23 protein-coding genes are annotated in these 18,255 nt (G+C 60.1%); 15 read left to right on the top strand and 8 right to left on the bottom strand.

The window, feature by feature from the left end; all coding sequences use genetic code 11:
- The first annotated feature begins 48 nt into the window (after positions 1 to 48).
- The 3 genes from K3759_RS04850 to K3759_RS04840 are packed head-to-tail and all read left to right on the top strand — an operon-like array spanning position 49 to position 2,185.
- Positions 49 to 894, top strand: coding sequence for a DUF692 domain-containing protein (locus tag K3759_RS04850; protein WP_259984575.1), 846 nt, complete (start codon positions 49 to 51; stop codon positions 892 to 894).
- Positions 891 to 1,649, top strand: a complete 759-nt coding sequence (locus tag K3759_RS04845) for a DNA-binding domain-containing protein (RefSeq protein ID WP_259984574.1) — start codon at positions 891 to 893, stop codon at positions 1,647 to 1,649. The genes K3759_RS04850 and K3759_RS04845 overlap by 4 nt, the downstream gene beginning before the upstream one ends.
- The gene (locus K3759_RS04840) at positions 1,646 to 2,185 is read left to right on the top strand and encodes a DoxX family membrane protein (RefSeq protein ID WP_259984573.1); all 540 of its coding nucleotides are present in this window, start codon (positions 1,646 to 1,648) and stop codon (positions 2,183 to 2,185) included. Before K3759_RS04845 ends, K3759_RS04840 begins: the two co-directional genes overlap by 4 nt.
- On the opposite strand, the gene K3759_RS04835 is transcribed toward K3759_RS04840, so the two are convergent.
- Positions 2,182 to 2,502 (bottom strand): ArsC/Spx/MgsR family protein, encoded by a 321-nt coding sequence (locus K3759_RS04835; RefSeq protein ID WP_259984572.1) that lies wholly within the window; start codon positions 2,500 to 2,502, stop codon positions 2,182 to 2,184. The genes K3759_RS04840 and K3759_RS04835 overlap by 4 nt on opposite strands.
- A gap of 169 nt (positions 2,503 to 2,671) precedes the next feature.
- Between K3759_RS04835 and K3759_RS04830 the strand changes: the two genes are divergently transcribed.
- On the top strand, positions 2,672 to 2,878 hold the full coding sequence (locus tag K3759_RS04830) for a cold-shock protein (protein ID WP_259984571.1): 207 nt from the start codon (positions 2,672 to 2,674) through the stop codon (positions 2,876 to 2,878).
- Positions 2,879 to 3,334: 456 nt separating this feature from the next.
- Here the strand turns inward: K3759_RS04830 and K3759_RS04825 are convergent, their stop codons facing one another.
- Genes K3759_RS04825 through K3759_RS04815 form a run of 3 tightly spaced genes read right to left on the bottom strand, consistent with a single transcriptional unit; the run spans position 3,335 to position 5,875 of the window.
- Positions 3,335 to 4,519, bottom strand: coding sequence for a cytochrome P450 (locus K3759_RS04825; RefSeq protein ID WP_259984570.1), 1,185 nt, complete (start codon positions 4,517 to 4,519; stop codon positions 3,335 to 3,337).
- Positions 4,520 to 4,562: 43 nt separating this feature from the next.
- On the bottom strand, positions 4,563 to 5,042 hold the full coding sequence (locus K3759_RS04820; RefSeq protein ID WP_259984568.1) for a dihydrofolate reductase: 480 nt from the start codon (positions 5,040 to 5,042) through the stop codon (positions 4,563 to 4,565).
- On the bottom strand, positions 5,042 to 5,875 hold the full coding sequence (locus tag K3759_RS04815; protein ID WP_259985568.1) for a thymidylate synthase: 834 nt from the start codon (positions 5,873 to 5,875) through the stop codon (positions 5,042 to 5,044). Before K3759_RS04815 ends, K3759_RS04820 begins: the two co-directional genes overlap by 1 nt.
- A gap of 209 nt (positions 5,876 to 6,084) precedes the next feature.
- Between K3759_RS04815 and K3759_RS04810 the strand changes: the two genes are divergently transcribed.
- From K3759_RS04810 to K3759_RS04790, 5 genes are all read left to right on the top strand, one after another.
- The gene (locus K3759_RS04810; protein ID WP_259984567.1) at positions 6,085 to 6,939 is read left to right on the top strand and encodes a hypothetical protein; all 855 of its coding nucleotides are present in this window, start codon (positions 6,085 to 6,087) and stop codon (positions 6,937 to 6,939) included.
- Positions 6,936 to 8,279 (top strand): surface lipoprotein assembly modifier, encoded by a 1,344-nt coding sequence (locus K3759_RS04805; protein WP_259984566.1) that lies wholly within the window; start codon positions 6,936 to 6,938, stop codon positions 8,277 to 8,279. Before K3759_RS04810 ends, K3759_RS04805 begins: the two co-directional genes overlap by 4 nt.
- A gap of 28 nt (positions 8,280 to 8,307) precedes the next feature.
- Entirely contained in the window at positions 8,308 to 8,742 is a 435-nt protein-coding gene (locus tag K3759_RS04800) for a VOC family protein (protein WP_259984565.1), read from the top strand.
- A 41-nt stretch (positions 8,743 to 8,783) separates the two neighbouring features.
- Complete coding sequence (locus K3759_RS04795) at positions 8,784 to 9,341, top strand: DUF1194 domain-containing protein (RefSeq protein WP_311199017.1); 558 nt, start codon at positions 8,784 to 8,786, stop codon at positions 9,339 to 9,341.
- 109 nt (positions 9,342 to 9,450) lie between these two features.
- Complete coding sequence (locus tag K3759_RS04790) at positions 9,451 to 10,200, top strand: DUF1194 domain-containing protein (protein ID WP_259984564.1); 750 nt, start codon at positions 9,451 to 9,453, stop codon at positions 10,198 to 10,200.
- Here K3759_RS04790 and K3759_RS04785 read toward each other — a convergent pair.
- From K3759_RS04785 to K3759_RS04775, 3 genes are all read right to left on the bottom strand, one after another.
- Positions 10,194 to 10,694 carry a MarR family winged helix-turn-helix transcriptional regulator gene (locus K3759_RS04785; protein ID WP_259984563.1) on the bottom strand — a complete coding sequence of 167 codons (501 nt, stop codon included), beginning with the start codon at positions 10,692 to 10,694 and terminating at the stop codon, positions 10,194 to 10,196. The two genes, K3759_RS04790 and K3759_RS04785, sit on opposite strands and share 7 nt — an antisense overlap.
- Before the next feature lie 84 nt (positions 10,695 to 10,778).
- Entirely contained in the window at positions 10,779 to 11,045 is a 267-nt protein-coding gene (locus tag K3759_RS04780; protein WP_259984562.1) for a succinate dehydrogenase assembly factor 2, read from the bottom strand.
- Positions 11,038 to 11,439: a helix-turn-helix domain-containing protein gene (locus K3759_RS04775; RefSeq protein WP_093926781.1), complete on the bottom strand. Its 402-nt coding sequence runs from the start codon at positions 11,437 to 11,439 to the stop codon at positions 11,038 to 11,040. The genes K3759_RS04780 and K3759_RS04775 overlap by 8 nt, the downstream gene beginning before the upstream one ends.
- Positions 11,440 to 11,524: 85 nt before the next feature.
- Between K3759_RS04775 and K3759_RS04770 the strand changes: the two genes are divergently transcribed.
- Together K3759_RS04770 and K3759_RS04765 are read left to right on the top strand one after the other, a co-directional pair.
- Complete coding sequence (locus tag K3759_RS04770; RefSeq protein ID WP_259985567.1) at positions 11,525 to 12,727, top strand: pyridoxal phosphate-dependent aminotransferase; 1,203 nt, start codon at positions 11,525 to 11,527, stop codon at positions 12,725 to 12,727.
- Between the two features lie 9 nt (positions 12,728 to 12,736).
- A complete protein-coding gene (locus K3759_RS04765; RefSeq protein ID WP_259984561.1) occupies positions 12,737 to 13,138 on the top strand; it encodes a hypothetical protein in 402 nt (133 codons plus the stop codon).
- Positions 13,139 to 13,141: 3 nt separating this feature from the next.
- On the opposite strand, the gene K3759_RS04760 is transcribed toward K3759_RS04765, so the two are convergent.
- The gene (locus K3759_RS04760; RefSeq protein ID WP_259984560.1) at positions 13,142 to 14,497 is read right to left on the bottom strand and encodes an MATE family efflux transporter; all 1,356 of its coding nucleotides are present in this window, start codon (positions 14,495 to 14,497) and stop codon (positions 13,142 to 13,144) included.
- A gap of 148 nt (positions 14,498 to 14,645) precedes the next feature.
- Here K3759_RS04760 and K3759_RS04755 point away from each other — a divergent pair, with 148 nt between their 5' ends.
- The 4 genes from K3759_RS04755 (at position 14,646) to parE (ending at position 18,254) form a co-directional block, all read left to right on the top strand.
- Positions 14,646 to 15,533, top strand: a complete 888-nt coding sequence (locus K3759_RS04755) for an alpha/beta fold hydrolase (RefSeq protein WP_259984559.1) — start codon at positions 14,646 to 14,648, stop codon at positions 15,531 to 15,533.
- A gap of 46 nt (positions 15,534 to 15,579) precedes the next feature.
- Entirely contained in the window at positions 15,580 to 15,828 is a 249-nt protein-coding gene (locus K3759_RS04750) for a hypothetical protein (RefSeq protein ID WP_067263649.1), read from the top strand.
- The gene (locus tag K3759_RS04745; RefSeq protein ID WP_259984558.1) at positions 15,825 to 16,202 is read left to right on the top strand and encodes a type II toxin-antitoxin system death-on-curing family toxin; all 378 of its coding nucleotides are present in this window, start codon (positions 15,825 to 15,827) and stop codon (positions 16,200 to 16,202) included. The genes K3759_RS04750 and K3759_RS04745 overlap by 4 nt, the downstream gene beginning before the upstream one ends.
- Before the next feature lie 96 nt (positions 16,203 to 16,298).
- Positions 16,299 to 18,254, top strand: a complete 1,956-nt coding sequence (gene parE / locus K3759_RS04740; protein WP_259984556.1) for a DNA topoisomerase IV subunit B — start codon at positions 16,299 to 16,301, stop codon at positions 18,252 to 18,254.
- The last annotated feature ends 1 nt before the right edge of the window (position 18,255 follow it).

Genomic DNA, 18,255 nt, shown 5'->3' with positions numbered 1-18,255 from the left:
GCGGCACCCCTGCCCGGAACCCCGCCCCGCAACATGCCGGAGGCTGATATGCGCGACGATACCCCCCCACTTACAACTCTGCCCAATGCCCCCGGCGTTGGTTTCAAATCCCGGCACTTTGACGGCTTGATGGCTGATCCCGGCCCGGTCCGCTGGATTGAGGTTCATGCCGAGAATTACATGGGCGACGGGGGCCGCCCCCATGCGCAACTGCGCGCCCTTCAAGAGAATTTCGCATTGTCGGTCCATGGTGTCGGCCTGTCGATTGGCGGTGAAGGCGCTCTGGATCGAGATCACCTCGCGCGGCTGAAAACCCTCTGCGATCGGACCCAGCCTGCATCTTTCTCAGAACATCTGGCATGGTCGACCCATGGGATGGAGTATTTGAACGACCTTCTGCCGCTGCCCTATACCGAAGAAACGCTTGCCCGCGTTGCCGCCCATATCAACCAAGTTCAAGATGTTCTGGGTCGGCAAATGCTGCTGGAAAACCCCTCCAGCTACCTCGTTTTCGCGGAATCGGACTTGTCGGAAACTGACTTTTTGACCGAGATTATTGGGCGCACCTCCTGCGGTCTCTTGCTGGATGTCAACAATGTCTTCATATCCGCGACGAACCTCGGTCTGTCCCCACAAGACTACATCGATGCCTTCCCAACGGACCATGTGGGCGAGATTCATGTAGGCGGACACGATGACGATACCGACGATCACGGCGCGCCGCTGCTGATAGACAGCCACGGCAAGCCGGTTGTTGACCCTGTTTGGGAGTTGCTCTCCTACACGCTCAATCAGACCGGGCCTAAGCCGGTGCTCGTCGAGTGGGACAATGACGTTCCCGATTGGCCCACCCTGCGAGCCGAGGCAACGCGCGCCGCTGAGGTGCTGGTATGACCGACCAGCAAAGTTTTCGCGCGCCCCTGCTTGATCCGTCCCGCCTTGCACCCGAAGGCCTGCGCGATGGCAAAGGGCAGCCCGCAGGCGCGCGTTATGGGGTCTATCGCAACAACGTTACGCATTCCCTGATTGCAGCGCTCGAAGTCGCCTTTCCGCTTGTTCGCAAGCTGATTGGCGGTCGGAATTTCGCCGAATTGGCCCCGCTTTATGTACGGGCACATCCGCCGACATCCCCGATGATGATGCACTATGGTGCTGAGTTCCCGCGCTTCATCGCGGGTTTCGCGCCGCTGGCTAAGATCGGCTACCTTGCCGATGCCGCACGGCTCGACCTCGCGCTGCGAACCTCCTACCACGCCGCCGACACGACACCTTTGGACCCGCAAGTCCTCCAGACGCTAACCCCCGAAGCCTTACTGACTGCCCATCTCTCTATCGCGCCCGCGACCCAGGTTCTGCGCTCAGACTGGCCGCTGTTCGACATCTGGCGTTATAACTTCACCGAAGACGCGCCGAAACCGCGCGGCGTGCCGCAAGACGTGGCAATCACCCGGCCCGCGTTTGACCCCGCCCCCCATTTACTGCCACCCGGAGCGGCCATCTGGCTGTCTCATCTTGCCGATGGCATGTCCTTCGGCGCGGCACATGAGGCCACGGTCGCCGCGCAGCCTGAGTTTGACTTGGCCGCCGCCCTGACCCTTGCCCTCAGCCACGGTGTATTCAGCGCGATTTCCACGGAGGATATCGAATGACCCAGCTTCTTGGCCTGTACCGCGGTGTGACAGACCGTTTTGAGGACGCCGATTGGCTGCTTCCGACCCTCGCACGCTTCCTCTTTGCTGCCGTGCTGCTGGTCTATATCCTGAATGCCGGACTGACCAAACTCGGGGACGGACCCTTGGGCATCTTTAATCCCTCAACCGGGGCCTATGCCCAGATTTTTCCGCGCGCCTTTGAGGCTGTCGGCTATGATAGTGCCGCACTTGGGTTGTTCCACAAGCTCGTCGTGGTTGCCGGAACATTGGCTGAATTCATCCTGCCTCTACTGATCGTTCTTGGCCTTCTCACCCGTCTGGCAGCCATGGCGATGATCGGATTCGTTATCGTTCAATCCCTGACTGACCTTTACGGCCATGGGCAGTGGAGCGCTCTCGGCGCTTGGTTTGACCGGTTCCCTGACGCCCATATCCTGGATCAACGGGCGCTCTGGGTTTTCTTGCTTCTGGTCCTGATGTTCAAGGGTGCCGGGCCCATATCTTTAGACCGATTATTTGCAAAACGCAGTTAAAGCATCGCATTAACGTCGCCTTCTATCTCTTTGTTCCAACCTAGAAATAGCACTCCATCGACCTCAATTAAGGGCCGCTTCATTACGGCGGGATGCGCCTGGATCAAAGCAAGCGGCTCTTGTGCGCGCGCCGCGTCATCCAGCCCCCGCCAAGTCGTTGAGCGCGTGTTGAGCAAGGCCGATCCGAAGCGCTCATATGCCTGCGTCAGCACAGCGTCCGGCACACCCGCCCCGCGCACATCGACCAACTGCGCCTCCGGCAGCGCCTTCATGGCCTTGCGGCAGCTGTCGCAGTTTTTCAGCCCGTAAATCAGCATAACCCTCTTCCTCAGCTTTGCGACCATAAGCCCTTTTGCGGGTTTCGCCTTTGATCGCTTGATTTTTTCGAAGTCCGCGCGATCATTCTATTATGGCGGGTCGCAATTCAATCGGTTTCGCCATTCTGCCTTGGGCAGATACGTCAAAGACAAAGGAGGCGCGGAAATCATGCCAACTGGCACCGTGAAATGGTTTAACACCACTAAAGGCTACGGGTTCATCGCTCCCGAGAGCGGCGGTAACGATGTATTCGTTCATATTTCGGCGGTCGAACGCTCAGGCTTGACCAGCTTGGCAGACGACCAAAAGGTCAGCTATGAACTGACCGAAGGGCGCGACGGTCGACAAATGGCCACCGAACTCGCCCTGCTCTAGCCAAGACATCGCAAAATAACACCCGGCGTCCCGCGCCGGGCGTTGCTTTGCAACTCAGTCATATGAACAGCCCTTTGCGCCCACCGGGCAAGGCACCCGGGCTGATCGACGCGGTGCTGCATGACGCGCCTTAACGACAGGCTGGCGGCGGACCACGGGATGGGCCTTGACCTCGGCATAGGTCATGGTTTGGTTCGGGGTGCCGCAGCAAATGACGCCGGATATGGTAATTGGTTGCAGTCCAGCGGGGCAAAAATTAGCGCTGCTGGGATAGGCGTAAATCTTGAGCTCGGCAGAAACTTCACCGGCTATGGCCGCGGAAAAGAGCCCTACGGCTGCTGCTAATGCTGTAGTTAGGCGCATGATAATCCTCGCAAATCACTGTACTTATGTCCAATACAGCAAAGATTGCCGGGGCCGTTTGGCCAAGTCCAGTCTTTTGTAATGGGATGCACCCTAACTTAATCGGGCAGGAAGCATCGCATAGCCGTGGAAACGAATGCGTCCCCCGCCCCTTCGCGTATCGCTGATCTCGTAGTGCGGGTAGCGGTTCAGAAAACGATGCAAGGCGATCTTTCCCTCCATTCGTGCCAAGGTGAGACCCACGCAAACATGCGGGCCACCGGCAAAGGCCAGATGCCGGTTGGGTCTGCGCGCGATGTCAAATTCTGTGGGGCGATCAAAGACTTCCGGGTCGCGGTTGGCAGCCCCGATGCAAAGGTGCAGGTTGCTACCAGCCGCAATCTCAACCTCACCCAGCGTCACAGCAGCGGTGGTTTCACGGTTGCCGAATTGGTTGGGAGAGCGGAAGCGCAGCACCTCTTCAATACAGGGGCTGATCAACTCAGGAGCGGCCAGAAGCCGCGCCTTTTGATCCGGGTGGTCGTGCAGCAGCGCGAGGGCGCTGCCGATCAGGTTGGTCGTCGTCTCATGACCCGCGTTGAGGATGAAGATGCAGTTCTGGATCAATTCGATTTCAGTCAACTGGCCACCATCATCCCCGGCGATCAATCGCGTCAGCACGTCGGTCTCTGGATCGCCCGGCGCTGCTCGTCGGCGCGCGATAAGGTCTAGCAGATAGGCTTTGAACTCGCGCACTGCCCTATGGCCCGCCTCAAGTTCCGCGTCGCTCAAAGTGGGCTCCAGCGCGCCGAGGATCGCCAATGACCAGTCCCGCAGCGGGCCGCGCTCTTCCATTGGCACGTCCAGTAGATTGCCGATGATCTGCACCGGGATGCAGCTGGCATAGTCTTCGATCAGATCGGGCGTCGGGCCGAGCCCTTCGAGCAGATTGTCCACGGTGCCGATCAACCCCGGCTCCATCCGCGCCAGCGCCTTGGGCGTCAGGGCCGAGGTCATGATCCGCCGCACGCGGGTGTGCAACGGCGGGTCGTTGAAGACGAGACTGGTCGTGTGATGCTCGAACAAAGGGCTGCCGGGGCCGAATTTCGGGGCGAAGGCCAGCTTTTTATCCGAGATATAGAGCGTCGTGTCACGGTAGATCGCGTTCAAGTCTGCGTGGCGGCAGATCAGCACAGAGCCATCGGGCTGCGGCAGTACAGGTGTTTCGCGCAGTAGACGGTCATAATGCGGGAACGGGTTTTCGACAAAACCCGCAGGGGGTGCAGAGAGATCAAACATAGGCCGCAGTGATGCGCGGCGCGCGGCCCGTGTCAATGGTCTGTCAGCAGCGACGCAGCCACTCTCGCGCGACGGCGCGAGGTCCGGTTGCACGCAGACAGAGATTTCCCAGTTCAATCCATTCTTCGGGGTCGAACTCAGGAAAAAACGCGTCCGCGCCGTCGATCTCCAGATCGACTTCGGTTACCAAGAGCCGATCCGCTAAGGGCAGAAGCGCGCGGTAAATCCCCTCGCCGCCAATGCCGTAAACGCGGCGGTAGCCCTCTGCCGCGCAATAGCCCAAGGCCTCATGCGGGTCGCGCACCACGTGGACACCATCAATATCGGCGCTGGAGACCACGCAGTTCAGGCGATTTTTCAATGGCTTAAACGGCAGGCTCTCCCATGTGCGACGCCCCATGATAATGGCACCGCCCGTGGTTTCGCGTTGGAAGAACCTCAGGTCTTCAGGCAGCGACCAAGGGATGTCGCCCTCTTTGCCGATGGCTCCGTTGCGGGCGCGGGCGACGACCAGGCTCAGCATCAGACCGCTACCGGCGCTTTGATCGCGGGATCGGGATCGTAGCCTTCGAAGGTGAAATCCTCATAGCGGAAATCGAAGATCGAGCTGACCTTGCGGTTGATCCGCAGCTTCGGCAGTGGCTTGGGCGTGCGGGCAAGCTGGGTCTGCACCTGCTCTACATGGTTGGAATAGATATGCGCGTCGCCCATCGTATGCACGAAATCACCGGGCGCGTAGCCGGTCACATGCGCCAGCATCTCTAGCAGCAGCGCGTAGGAGGCGATGTTAAACGGCACGCCGAGGAACATATCCGCAGAGCGTTGGTAAAGCTGCAAATGCAGCTTGCCGCCCGCGATGCGCACTTGCCACAGCGTATGGCAGGGCGGCAGCGCCATCTGATCCACCTCACCGGGGTTCCACGCCGAGACGATCAGGCGGCGGCTGTCGGGGGTCTTGCGGATCGCGTCAATGAGTTTGGTGATCTGATCGACTTGACCTGCTTGATGCAGCACCGTGCCATCGGGCTGCGGCATGGGTTCGCCCACCATTGGAAAACGCCGCCATTGATGGCCATAGACCGGGCCGAGGTCGCCGTTCTCATCCGCCCATTCGTTCCAGATGGAGACGCCGTTTTCCTTTAGATAGGCAATATTCGTGTCGCCCGCGAGGAACCACAAAAGCTCATGCACGATGGATCTCAGATGCAGCTTCTTGGTTGTGACCAACGGAAAACCATCGGCCATCCGGTAGCGCTGTTGCATCCCGAAATGCGAGATCGTCCCCGTCCCGGTGCGGTCGGTCGAGGTCACCCCCTGCTCCAGCACTTCGCGCAGCGCATCATGGTACTGTTTCACGCGGCACCCCCCGTTATTCGTGGTATCTGCTTCTGCATAGCTGTCCACGTCCACATCCTCAAGCGCCCCTATTCTTATGCAGGCGCTATTGCTTTTCGGCTGCACTCTTCCCCCAAGTTGCCCGTCACGCTCCAAGCACGTTGACAGAACATCCGTCACTTTGGGACAGTCTGCCAAAACAAGCTGACATAAAATCGAGGCAGAGCATTATGACACGGATTTGGACGGGCCTCGTGCTCGGCTTGGGGCTTTCGGCCTGTGGTGGAACACCGCCCTTTGGCGGCGAAGGCGATGGGGATGCGGATGCTGGCACCGACAGTGTCTATTTTACCGAGCAGAACGAGTTTCTAACGCTGAACAACATCACCTACGATCGCACGACCGACACGCTGACGCTTAACAATATTCCCTTCGATGATCCCGACAATGCCTATCGGCGGATCGCCCGTGAGAACTTTAACAACGGCTTCGATGCTTATGAGAGCGACCCTGCCGCAGGCACCAACGAGGTGCAGTATTTCGCGGTCTTCCGGCGCTCAGATACAGGTGCTTCGCAGGTCGCCGCGGCCGGGACCAATAGCTACGTCGACTTTGGCTATGGCGGTGCGGGCGCGCAGCGGCTTGGGTCACAGCCCAACCTGCCTTCTTCTGGGATCTACTCCTACAACGGTGAATATGCCGCCGTCCGGACCACGCGCGACGGGTCAAACAATGGGGTGACCTTCGTCACAGGCGATGCAACTCTGCGGGTGGATTTCGACGATTTCGATGTCGATGGCGCGGCGGGCGGCACGATCAGCAACCGTCAGATCTATGACGTCAACGGGCAGGCTCTCGGGGCGTTGGACGGGTTTATTTCGCTTACCGATACGACTATCGACTTCGATAATAGCGGCCTTACATCGTCCACCGCTACCGAACGTGACGGCCTGGGCGAAGCGACAGGCGCCGCCGGCAATTGGCAGGGCGTCTTTGCCGGTCCGGGCGGGAGCGAGATCGCGGGCATCGTCTTTGTCGAAAGCTCCGGAGTGCGTGAAGTCGGCGGTTTCATTGCCACGCAATGATGCACAAGCTGGCCCTCGCCGCTGCGCTAAGCCAAAGTTTCGCAGGCCTTGGCGCGGCTCAAACCACGCTTGAACCTGAGGCCGCGCGGCTTACTGCAGCGCAGCTTTTGGCGCGCGGTCATGCACAGGCCGCCGCAGATATCACCGATGTGCTGGTACTGCGTGATCCCAAAGACAGCACCAGTCTGATCCTGAATGCCCATGCCCGACGTACCCTGGGTGACAACACCCGCGCCCGCCAAGCTGCACGGCAAGGATGGCAGACTGCCGAGAGGCCGGTAGAGCGCTTTGGCGCGGCGATGGCCATGGCGCAGGCACTGTCGTCAGACGGGGCCAAGACAAGAGCCCAGTTCTGGCTGCGCCGGGCCGCTCATGTGGCCCCCGATGCGCCTACACGCGCCCGCGCCATCCGGGATTACCGCTATGTCAGCACCACCAACCCATGGTCGGTGAACCTGTCTTTCAGCATTAATCCCAGCGACAATGTCAACGGAGCGCCCAGCGACAACACCTTTGTGCTGGGCGGTTTGATCTTTACCAACCCCGCTGCCATCCCGATCTCAGGCGTTGTACTGCGTCAAAATACGGCGCTGCGCTATAACTTTGGCACCACTCAGACCGAGCGGAATTTCGTCTCCTTGAATTGGACCGAAAGCCACACTGTCTTTACCGATGATGACGTGCCCGCAGGGGTTAACGCCTCGGACTTCGCCTTTCGCCGGGTACAGGCCCAGATCGGGCGGGACTTCAACACCGGACCAGAGGCGCCGCGTCAAACCTTGTCGCTGAGCTTTGGCAGGCTTTGGTCTGCCAATGACCCGTTGGCCGATGAGGTTAAGGTCGACTGGCGCCAAACATACGTCCGGCCTGAGCAGCGTCTGTTTTCGTGGAACGCAGAGCTTGGCTATTCCCACCGCAAAGACAGCGATTTGCGCTCGGGGGTGACGGCCTCTCTGGGCAGCTATTGGGCCCGTCCCACCGCAAGCGGCGGGCGGTTATCGTGGAACGCCACACTTGGGCGGACCGATACGGATAGTCGGGCCTTGACACATACGGCCCTCACATTGGGCATGCAATATACCTTTGCAAAGCCCGTCCTCGGTGCCACGGCTCAAGTTGCGCTGAGTGCGCAGGCCAAACAATATGACGATCCGCTCTATGGCCCCGACCCGCGTGCTGATCTAGGTGCCGTTGCTTCGACCTCGCTGGTCTTTACGGACTTTGACACCTACGGTTTCGCCCCTAAACTCACCCTTGAAGCGCGGAAGACAAATTCCAACGTCACCCGCTTCGAGACAGAGAATTTCGGCCTGAACATGGGGTTTCAATCCCTGTTCTGACCGGCCCCAACCGACCAAAGGAACACCGATGCCCATTAAATACCTGCACACCATGGTGCGCGTGAAGGATCTTGACGCCTCTATCGCATTTTACAAACTTCTGGGCCTTGTTGAGCGGCGCCGTATCGACAACGAAGGGGGCCGCTTCACGTTGGTCTTCCTCTGCCCGCCGGGCATGGACGATGGCCATGCAGATGTTGAGCTGACCTACAACTGGGACGGCGATGATGAATTGCCCAGCGACAGCCGCCATTTCGGCCATCTCGCCTATACGGTCGAGAATATCTATGAGACCTGCCAGATGCTGCAAGACAACGGCGTAACGATCAACCGCCCACCGCGCGACGGGCGTATGGCTTTTGTGCGCTCGCCCGACAATATCTCGGTAGAGTTGCTGCAAGAGGGCGATGCCCTCCCCGCGCAGGAGCCTTGGGCCAGCATGGAGAACACCGGTCATTGGTAAGGTTTTGCATCAGTGCCGCGCTGGCGCTGATGCTTGCGCCCATGGCCGCAGCGCAGGCGGCACCCTGTCGTCTTGCGCTGTTACTGGCGCTGGATGTCTCCTCCTCTGTTGATCCCGAGGAGGACCGGTTGCAACGCGGCGGGCTGGCTGCGACACTGCGCGCGCCCTCGGTTGCTCGGGCGTTTTTTGCCAGCGACACGGCTGTGGCACTTGCAGCCTATGAATGGTCCGGCGAAGCGCATCAGCAGATCGTGCTGGATTGGACGCTGATCGACCACCCCGCCGCCCTCACCCGCGCCGCTGACATTATTGAGACCAGCTTGCGGAGCGAAAGCAGCCTGCCCACCGCGATGGGCCACGCTTTGCGGTTTGGTGCGACGTTATTTGACGGCGCGCCTGCCTGCGATGCCCGGGTGATCGATATGGCAGGCGATGGGCAGAACAACGAAGGTTTCGGGCCAAAAACGGCCTATCGCGCGGCGCATTTTTCGGAGATCTCCGTAAACGGACTTGTCGTGAATGCTGCAGATTTCGAAGGGGAACTTGGCCTCATTGCCTTTTACAAATCCCAAGTGCGCATGGGCTGGGGGCCTTCATGATCGTCGCTTCGGGCTTTGCCGATTTGGAACGCGCCATGCGGGTCAAACTGATCCGAGAAGTCTCTCCCCCAGCTTTGGGCGCGCTGCCGCAGATACAGGGACCAAAAGGATGATCCGCGCGGCGCTTGCTTTCTGTCTCGCGCTCAACAGCGCGGCTGGGGCCGAGGCCGCCTGTCGGCAGGCGCTCGCTCTGGGACTAGACGTTTCCGGCTCAGTTGATGCGCGGGAATATCGGTTGCAGATCGGCGGCTTGGCCGATGCGCTGAACGACCCCCGGGTGCGGCAGGCTCTCCTCATGCTGCCGGGGCATCACGTTGATCTTCTGGTTTTCGAATGGAGCGGATCGGGTGATCAGGCCGTGATCCTGCCTTGGACAACGCTGAGCGATACCGCCACGCTTGACGTAGCCATTGGCCGCTTGCGCGCTACCCAGCGGCGAGAGGCTTCGCCCGGTACGGCCCTTGGCGCGGCTATGCAACTTGGCGCGCGACTGCTCACAGAGCGGGCCAATTGCCAGAAACACACGCTCGACATCTCCGGCGATGGCATCTCCAACTTCGGCCCCCGCCCCCGTGATGTGCGTGACGGTCTAGCGACGCTCTCCTTTGGTCCGCTCGGGCTGACCATCAATGGTCTGGTGATCGGTGCGGATGATCCCGCTTCTGGCGACAGCCGACAGGCCGAGATTGGCGCGCTAGCATCCTACTACCGGGCTGAGGTGATGCTTGGCCCCGAGGCTTTCGTGCAAACCTCGCTGGGGTTCGAGGATTACGCGCGCGCCATGGCCGAGAAACTGCTGCGGGAATTGGACGGGATGGTGTTTTCCCAACTCACACCGCCTGCCCCTATGGATCAGTAGATATAGCGAATTTGGTCCGTCCAATAGCGTTCCATCCGTTTGAGTGAGCGGGTGATATCCTCAATCCCCGCGTCCCCCAATACGCCCTTACTCTCCATCCCGTCCGCGTGACGCGAGAAAAGTTCTGAAACGACATCGCGGATATAGCGCCCCTTTTCCGTCAACCGAACACGGACCGACCGGCGATCAATCTCACAGCGCTGATGGTGCATATAGCCCATCTCAACGAGTTTCTTGAGGTTATAGCTGACATTGCTGCCCTGATAGTAACCACGGCTTTTCAACTCGCCCGCGGTTACCTCATTATCGCCGATGTTGAACAAAAGCAGCGCTTGCACCGCATTAATCTCCAACACGCCGACGCGTTCAAATTCATCCTTGATCACGTCCAGCAGCAGGCGGTGTAAACGCTCTACCAAAGACAGGGATTCAAGGTAGCCGACCATGAAACCTTTCACGGCCATCGGCTGCCTGGCGGGGTCTTGAATGCTCATGCGACATCTCCGGTTCACCTTGTTTGAACTGGAAACTCTCTAAAAAAGCAGAATAATTCGTTAAACCCGCAGGGTTTTTCTGAATTAAGCCCGTGTCTCGGCCAATTGTCCGCGAATATCCGCGACCAATGCCGCATAGTCGGCGGGGGCTTCGGCTTGCCCGCTGACCCAAAGATAGAGGTCGTGATCGTTCTCATTCAGCATCTGATCATAAAGCGTAAGGCCCGCGTCATCCATCTGCGGCAATCGCGCCTCGGCATAGGCCGATAGGATCAGGTCCATTTCCTTGATGCCCCGGCGCATGGAGCGCATTTGCAGGCGTTTCAACCGGTGTTCATGGATTTCAGGCATCTGCGGGCTCCGTCATAAGGCGCCGAATGCGCTTTTCCAATTTGCCGACAGTCTCGGCTTTTTTCAGCAGGTCGGTGCGCAGGGCGCGCATGTCGGCCAGCACCTCTTCGAGATCAACCCGGCGGGCGGTTTCACCCGCTTCGGGGGCATCGACGCCTTCGCCTTCGCCATTGATCAGCCACATCATGGAGACATTGAGCAGCCCCGCCAGCATCGAAAGCCGGTTGGCGCGCGGCTCGGACAGGTCTTCTTCCCAGCCTCGCAAAGTCGCCAGACGCACGCCGAGCCGTTTGGCCAGCATCGCCTGTGTCATGCCAGTCTGTTCGCGGGCCGCCGCGACCCGGTCGCCAAAGGTGGCGGCCTCGGGGCCGTACCAGTCAATCTCGTCGGTCATGTTTCATCTCCTGCCAGACACCCTTGCCGGGTGCGGGGACGCCCCCTATGAACGTGGGGATATTCATAAGCAATCCGAGGCTGAAATGGAACTGCTGTCCGCGACCCTTGATCGGGTCAAACCGTCGCCCACCATCGCCGTCACCACCAAGGCCGCAGAACTCAAGGCCGCGGGGCGCGACATTATCGCGCTTGGCGCAGGGGAGCCGGATTTTGATACGCCGCAGAACATCAAGGACGCTGCAGTGGCCGCGATCAACGCGGGCAAGACGAAATACACAGCCGTCGACGGCATTCCCGAGTTGAAACAGGCGATCTGCGCCAAATTCAAACGCGACAACAGGCTGAACTATACGCCGTCGCAGATCAGCGTCGGGACGGGGGGCAAGCAAATCCTCTACAACGCGCTGAGGGCCACGATGAACCCCGGCGAAGAAGTCGTGATCCCCGCGCCCTATTGGGTCAGCTACCCCGATATGGTGCTGCTTGCAGGCGGCACCCCGGTGATTGCGCCTGCGACGTTGGAAAACAACTTCAAGCTCACCCCAGAGGCGCTGGAAGAGGCGATCACGCCGAAAACCAAATGGTTCATCTTCAACTCGCCCTCGAACCCCACCGGGGCGGGCTACAGCCGGGACGAGTTGAAGGCGCTGACGGACGTGCTGATGCGCCACCCGCATGTCTGGGTGATGAGTGACGACATGTACGAGCACCTCGCCTATGACGGCTTCGCGTTCTGCACCCCGGCTGAGGTCGAACCCGCGCTTTACGACCGCACGCTGACCGTCAATGGCGTCTCCAAAGCCTATGCCATGACCGGCTGGCGCATCGGCTATGCCGCAGGCCCGGAGAAGCTGATCGGCGCGATGCGCAAGATACAGTCGCAAAGCACCTCCAACCCCTGCACCATCAGCCAATGGGCGGCGGTCGAGGCGCTGAACGGCACGCAGGATTACATTGCCGAGAATAACGAGATGTTCGTGCGCCGCCGCAATCTTGTGGTCGAGATGCTCAGCGCCATCCCCGGCGTCACTTGCCCCACGCCCGAAGGGGCCTTCTACGTCTACCCCTCCATCTCGGGGCTGATCGGCAAGACGTCGGCGGCGGGCACCAAAATCACAGATGATGAGACTTTCGCCACCGCCCTGCTGGAGGAAACCGGTGTTGCGGTCGTTTTTGGCGCGGCCTTCGGTCTTTCGCCAAATTTCCGCGTCAGCTACGCTACGTCTGACGAGGCGTTGAAAGAGGCATGCACCCGCATCCAGACCTTCTGCGCCGGGCTGATGTAAAGGCGAACCATGGCAGGCGATCTTCCCGACTATTACTTTAGGGTCCGCGAGAATGGCGCGGCGGTGTTTCGGCTTGATGCCGAAAACCGCCAACGCCGGATCGAGATGGAGCAGATCGCCGTGGTCAACATCCGCAGTGGCGAGGTAAAGCCGCATGGGCAGCACCGTCTGACCGAAGCCGATGAGGCCGAGATCGCCCGCTGGGCCGATGCCCGCCGCCGGGCCCTTAATGCGCGGGAGATTGACGATATCCGCCGCGCGGTGGAGCATCTGAACCTCACCACGCAATGGGTGCAATCGCGTGCCACGGATGCCGAGCTTGACGCCGTGACCGATGACCTGTTGCTGGCAATGCATGATCTGCGCAGCACCTTGGTGCGCAAAAAAGCGGATCGGATGGATCGGGGCTGAGAGTTATCCGGCCAGCGACTTGACCGTGACGCCCCAGAACCGCGCGTTGAGCAACAGGCCCGCAACGCCCAGCCCGGCAACCAAACCAGCCCAAATCCCCATTGCTCCGAACCCCAGCGTGAAGCCAAGGAAATAGGAACATGGCATACCAACAACCCAATAGCTGATTGCGGCCATCACCATCGGGATCTTGGTATCTTGAACCCCGCGCAGCAGGCCAAGCGCCACCACCTGCGCCCCGTCGACCAGTTGGAACAGAGCCGCCATCACCAACAGCCCAGTGCCGATGGTAAGGATCTCAACCCGCGCAGGCTCATCCTCCTGCATAAAGACCGAGATCAACGGCTCGGGCCAGCCGACAAAACCGACCATAGTGATCAGCGCAAAGACCAGCGACAGCCCCGTCACGATCACCGCGCCGCGTTTCATATGCGGCACATCCCGGCGGCCATAGGCATTTCCCGCGCGGATCGTGGCGACATTGCTCAGCCCCAGATGCACCATGAAGGTCAGAGAGGCGAGTTGGATCGCGATGCCATGCGCGGCCAGCGGGATCGTCCCCAGCCAGCCCATCATCAACGAAGAGGCCGCAAACAGACCAACTTCGCTCAGCGTCGTCAGACCAATCGGCAGACCCAGCGTAAAGACCCGCACCAGCATCTGCGTATCAACCCGCCACAGCCGCACGAACAGGCTGTGTTGCGGCAGGGCGATCAGCACATAGATCACCACCCCGATCAGCGAGACGAACTGCGTGGTGACCGAGGCCACCGCCGCGCCCATCACGCCAAGCTCGGGCGCGCCCCAGTTGCCGAAGATCAGCGCGTAATTCGCCAGCGCATTTACCCCCGCGGCCAGCAGGGTGATCCACAGCACGACCTGCGTGCGTTCCAAAGCGGCGAGGTAGGATTTCAGCACCATGACCAGCAGTGCAGGCACGATGCCCCAGCCTGCGACTTTGAGGTAATCGCCCGCTGTATCGGCAAGGTTCGGCCCCTGCCCCAGCAGGTCCAGCACCGCAGGCGACCAGATCATCGCAGGCAGCGCGATCAACGCGAAACCCACCGACAGCCACAGCCCCATGCGCGTGGCGCGGCGCAGCCCGATCTCATCATCCTCGGCATCATAGGCCGCGACCAGTGGCATCACCGCCATGGCAAAGCCCGAACCGAAGATGAACAGCACGAAGAAATAGGTACTGCCCAGCACCACCGCCGCCAACGCCTCAACCGAATACCAACCCAGCATGACCGTATCGGTCACCCCGATGGCCATCTGTGCCAAATGTCCGCCGATCAGCGGCAGGCCAAGCGTCAAGATCGCCCGGACGTGATTGCGGTTGGTCATTACTTTGGTCATGAGAAAGCCTTACGCCGGGCCACTGCAAAGGGAAAGTCCGGTTTTTACGCTCTGTCATAGGGTTGCGGGGCTTTGTTGCCCCAATTTTGACATGAATTCCTTGCGTCCGCGGCCCTTAACGGCAAAGCTGGATGCAGGAGGGCTGGCGATGGAACCGACACGGACCGAAACCCGCCGAATAAACGGTCAGGAGATTTTTATCCGCCATTGGGGCGATGAAAGCCTGCCACCTCTGCTCATGCTCCATGGCTTTCCCGAGTATGGTGGCGCTTGGAGCGATCTGGCTCCCCTACTTTGCGACGATTTTCACTGTATCGCGCCAGACCAGCGCGGCTATGGCCAAAGCAGCGCGCCCGAGGGGATCGAACCCTATGCCATGGCGCATCTCATGGCCGATATGGCCGAATTGATCGGCGAAAGGTCAGTGACTGTCTTGGCCCATGATTGGGGCGCTTCGGTCGGCTATGCCTTGGCGATGTTCCGGCCCGATTTGGTTGCCCGGTTGATCATCCTGAACGGCGTACATCCGGTGCCGTTTCAACGGGCCATGGCCGCTGGTGGCGCTCAGTCGCAGGCTTCGCAGTACATTAACACGCTGCGCGCCGAAGGCAGTGCCGTAAGACTGGCCAAAGACGATTTCGCGGGGCTGCTCAAGCTGTTTTCAGCCCATATGGACCTAAGCTGGATGACAGCCGACCGGCTTGAGGCCTACCGCGCGGAATGGGGACGGCCGGGGCGGCTGCGGGCGATGATCAACTGGTATCGCGCCTCCCCCCTACAGGTCGCAGACCCCGGCGAACCTCTGCGCGGTCTGCCTGAATTTCCGGTTGAGCGTTTGCGGGTAAGTTGCCCGCATCTTTTGGTTTGGGGCGCGGATGACACTGCGCTTCTACCCGAAGCCACAGCAGGTTTGGAAACATTTGTTCAGGACCTCACACGCATAGAGATTGCGGGCGCTGACCATTGGCTGCACCACCAAAGGCCGGCGGCTGTGGCGGAAGCGATATTGAGCTGGTGCCCGCAGCGGCCCTTGTAAATCAGGGGTGATAATGTATATTTAAATATATATTCAGGAGCCGATTATGACCCGTATCCACACCAACCACATCGCCACCATGACCGAAATGCGCGAACCGCATAAGGTGCTGGAACGCTCTGGCGGCAAACCTGTGGCGGTGATGAAGAATTCGCGATGTGTGGGCTATTTCGTTCCGGCAGAGGCGACTTTGCAAGAAGAGCCGCGTGTGGCGACGCTGGATGAGGTGATGGAGAGTATCGCCGCCACCCGTGAGCAAACCCAGCCCGTGCTCGACTACCTCAAAGATAAATGACCTACGTTCTTCTGAACGCCGGTCTTGTCGAAACGATTCACGATGCGGTTCTGAACCCCGGAGAGCTTGCCGGACGGGCGCTCGACAAATCTCTTGATGGCGCTTTGGCGCGGGTGGACAACAGGCTCGTCTACGGAATGATCGAAAATATCTTCGACCTTGCCGCTGCCTATTGCGTGGCGGTGGCGACCGGCCATGTATTCAACGATGCGAATAAGCGTACGGCATATAAAACCATGATCGTTTGCTTGCATCTGAACGGTATCCGCATCACGCATGAAACCATTGAGGCGGGCGATTTGATCCGCGAAGTCGCTCAGCGCCGCATTGACGAAGACACCCTCGCCGACTGGCTCCACGCCAAAGCCACCTAACCGACCCGAATCCGAGCCATAAGACAAACCCGCGATTGCCCCCGGCGCGCGGCCCTGTCAAAATAGCGTCCAATCACAAACAAAGAGCAGGCCCGCATGACCGATCTTCTTTCCGGCCAAGAACCCACAGATTATGACGCCTCCTCCATCGAAGTGCTGGAAGGGCTGGAGCCCGTCCGCAAACGCCCCGGCATGTATATCGGCGGCACCGATGAGCGCGCTTTGCATCACCTTGTCGCCGAAGTGCTCGACAACTCTATGGACGAAGCGGTGGCGGGCCATGCCAACCGCATTGAGGTCGAATTGCACGCGGACTATTCCGTCACCATCCGCGACAACGGCCGCGGCATCCCGATTGACCCGCACCCCAAGTTTCCAGACAAATCCGCCCTTGAGGTGATCCTCTGCACATTGCACGCGGGCGGCAAGTTCTCGGGCAAGGCCTATCAAACCTCAGGCGGCCTGCACGGGGTTGGTGCCTCGGTGGTCAACGCGTTGTCTGATTCCATGGTCGTGCAGGTCGCGCGCAACCGCGAGTTGTTCGAGCAGCGGTTCTCCCGCGGCATCCCGCAAGGCCCGGTGGAGAAAATCGGCGCCGCCCCCAATCGACGCGGCACCACGGTGAACTTCCACGCCGACGAGCAAATCTTCGGCGCGCACCGGTTCAAACCCGCACGCCTGCTGAAGATGGTCCGCTCCAAGGCCTATCTCTTCTCCGGCGTCGAAATTCGCTGGAAGTCCGAGATCGAGGACGGCGACACTCCGATGGAGGCGACCTTCCACTTCCCCGGTGGCCTCGCCGACTACCTGCGCGAAACGCTGGGCAAATCTACCACCTATGCCGAGAACCCCTTTGCGGGCACCGTCGAATTCCAAGAACGCTTTGGCGTGCCGGGCAAGGTCGAATGGGCGATCAACTGGACCCCTGCCCGCGACGGGTTCATCCAGTCCTACTGTAACACCGTCCCCACGCCCGAAGGCGGCACCCATGAAGGCGGCTTTTGGGCCGCGATCCTCAAAGGCATCCGGGCCTACGGCGAGTTGGCGAACAACCGCAAAGCCAAGGACATCACCCGCGATGACCTGATTACGGGGGGCTGCGCTTTGGTCTCCTGCTTCATCCGCGAGCCGGAATTCGTTGGCCAGACCAAAGACCGTCTGGCCACCACCGAAGCCGCGCGTCTAGTGGAAAACGCCGTGCGCGACCACTTTGACAACTGGCTCGCGGCGGATACGAAATCCGCCGGCGCGATCCTCGATTTCCTCGTATTGCGCGCCGAGGAACGGATGCGCCGTCGTCAGGAAAAAGAAACTCAACGCAAAAGCGCCACCAAGAAACTGCGCCTGCCCGGCAAGCTGACCGACTGCACCAGCAAGACCCGCGAGGGCACGGAACTGTTCATCGTCGAGGGCGACTCTGCGGGCGGCTCCGGCAAAGGCGCGCGCAACCGGAACACGCAGGCCCTGCTGCCGCTGAAGGGTAAGATCCTCAACGTACTTGGCGCGGCCTCCAGCAAGATCACCACCAACGCCGAGATCAACGACCTCTGCGAGGCGCTCGGCGTCGGCATGGGCACGAAATTTAACCTCGACGATCTGCGCTACGACAAGATCATCATCATGACCGACGCCGACGTGGATGGTGCACATATCGCCTCGCTGCTGATGACATTCTTCTTCACCCAGATGCGCCCGCTGATCGACGCCGGGCACCTCTATCTCGCCTGCCCGCCGCTCTTCCGCCTCACGCAGGGCGCCAAGCGGGTGTACTGCTTGGACGAGGCCGAGAAAAACATGTGGCTGGCCAAGGGCTTGGGTGGCAAAGGCAAGATCGACGTCAGCCGCTTCAAGGGTCTGGGCGAGATGGACGCCAAGGACCTCAAGGAAACCACGATGGACCCCGAGACCCGCAAGCTCATCCGCGTGACCGTGGACGAGGATGTGCCGGGTGAGACCGGGGATTTGGTGGAACGTCTGATGGGGAAGAAGCCGGAGATGCGCTTTGAGTATATTCAACAGAACGCGCAGTTTGTGGAGGAGTTGGATGTTTGAG

This window comes from Sulfitobacter sp. W027 (assembly GCF_025143985.1).
In the GTDB taxonomy this organism is placed as follows: Bacteria; Pseudomonadota; Alphaproteobacteria; order Rhodobacterales; family Rhodobacteraceae; genus Sulfitobacter.
The sequence above is the reverse complement of the archived record's forward strand: the minus strand, read 5'-3'. Positions and strand labels throughout refer to the sequence as shown.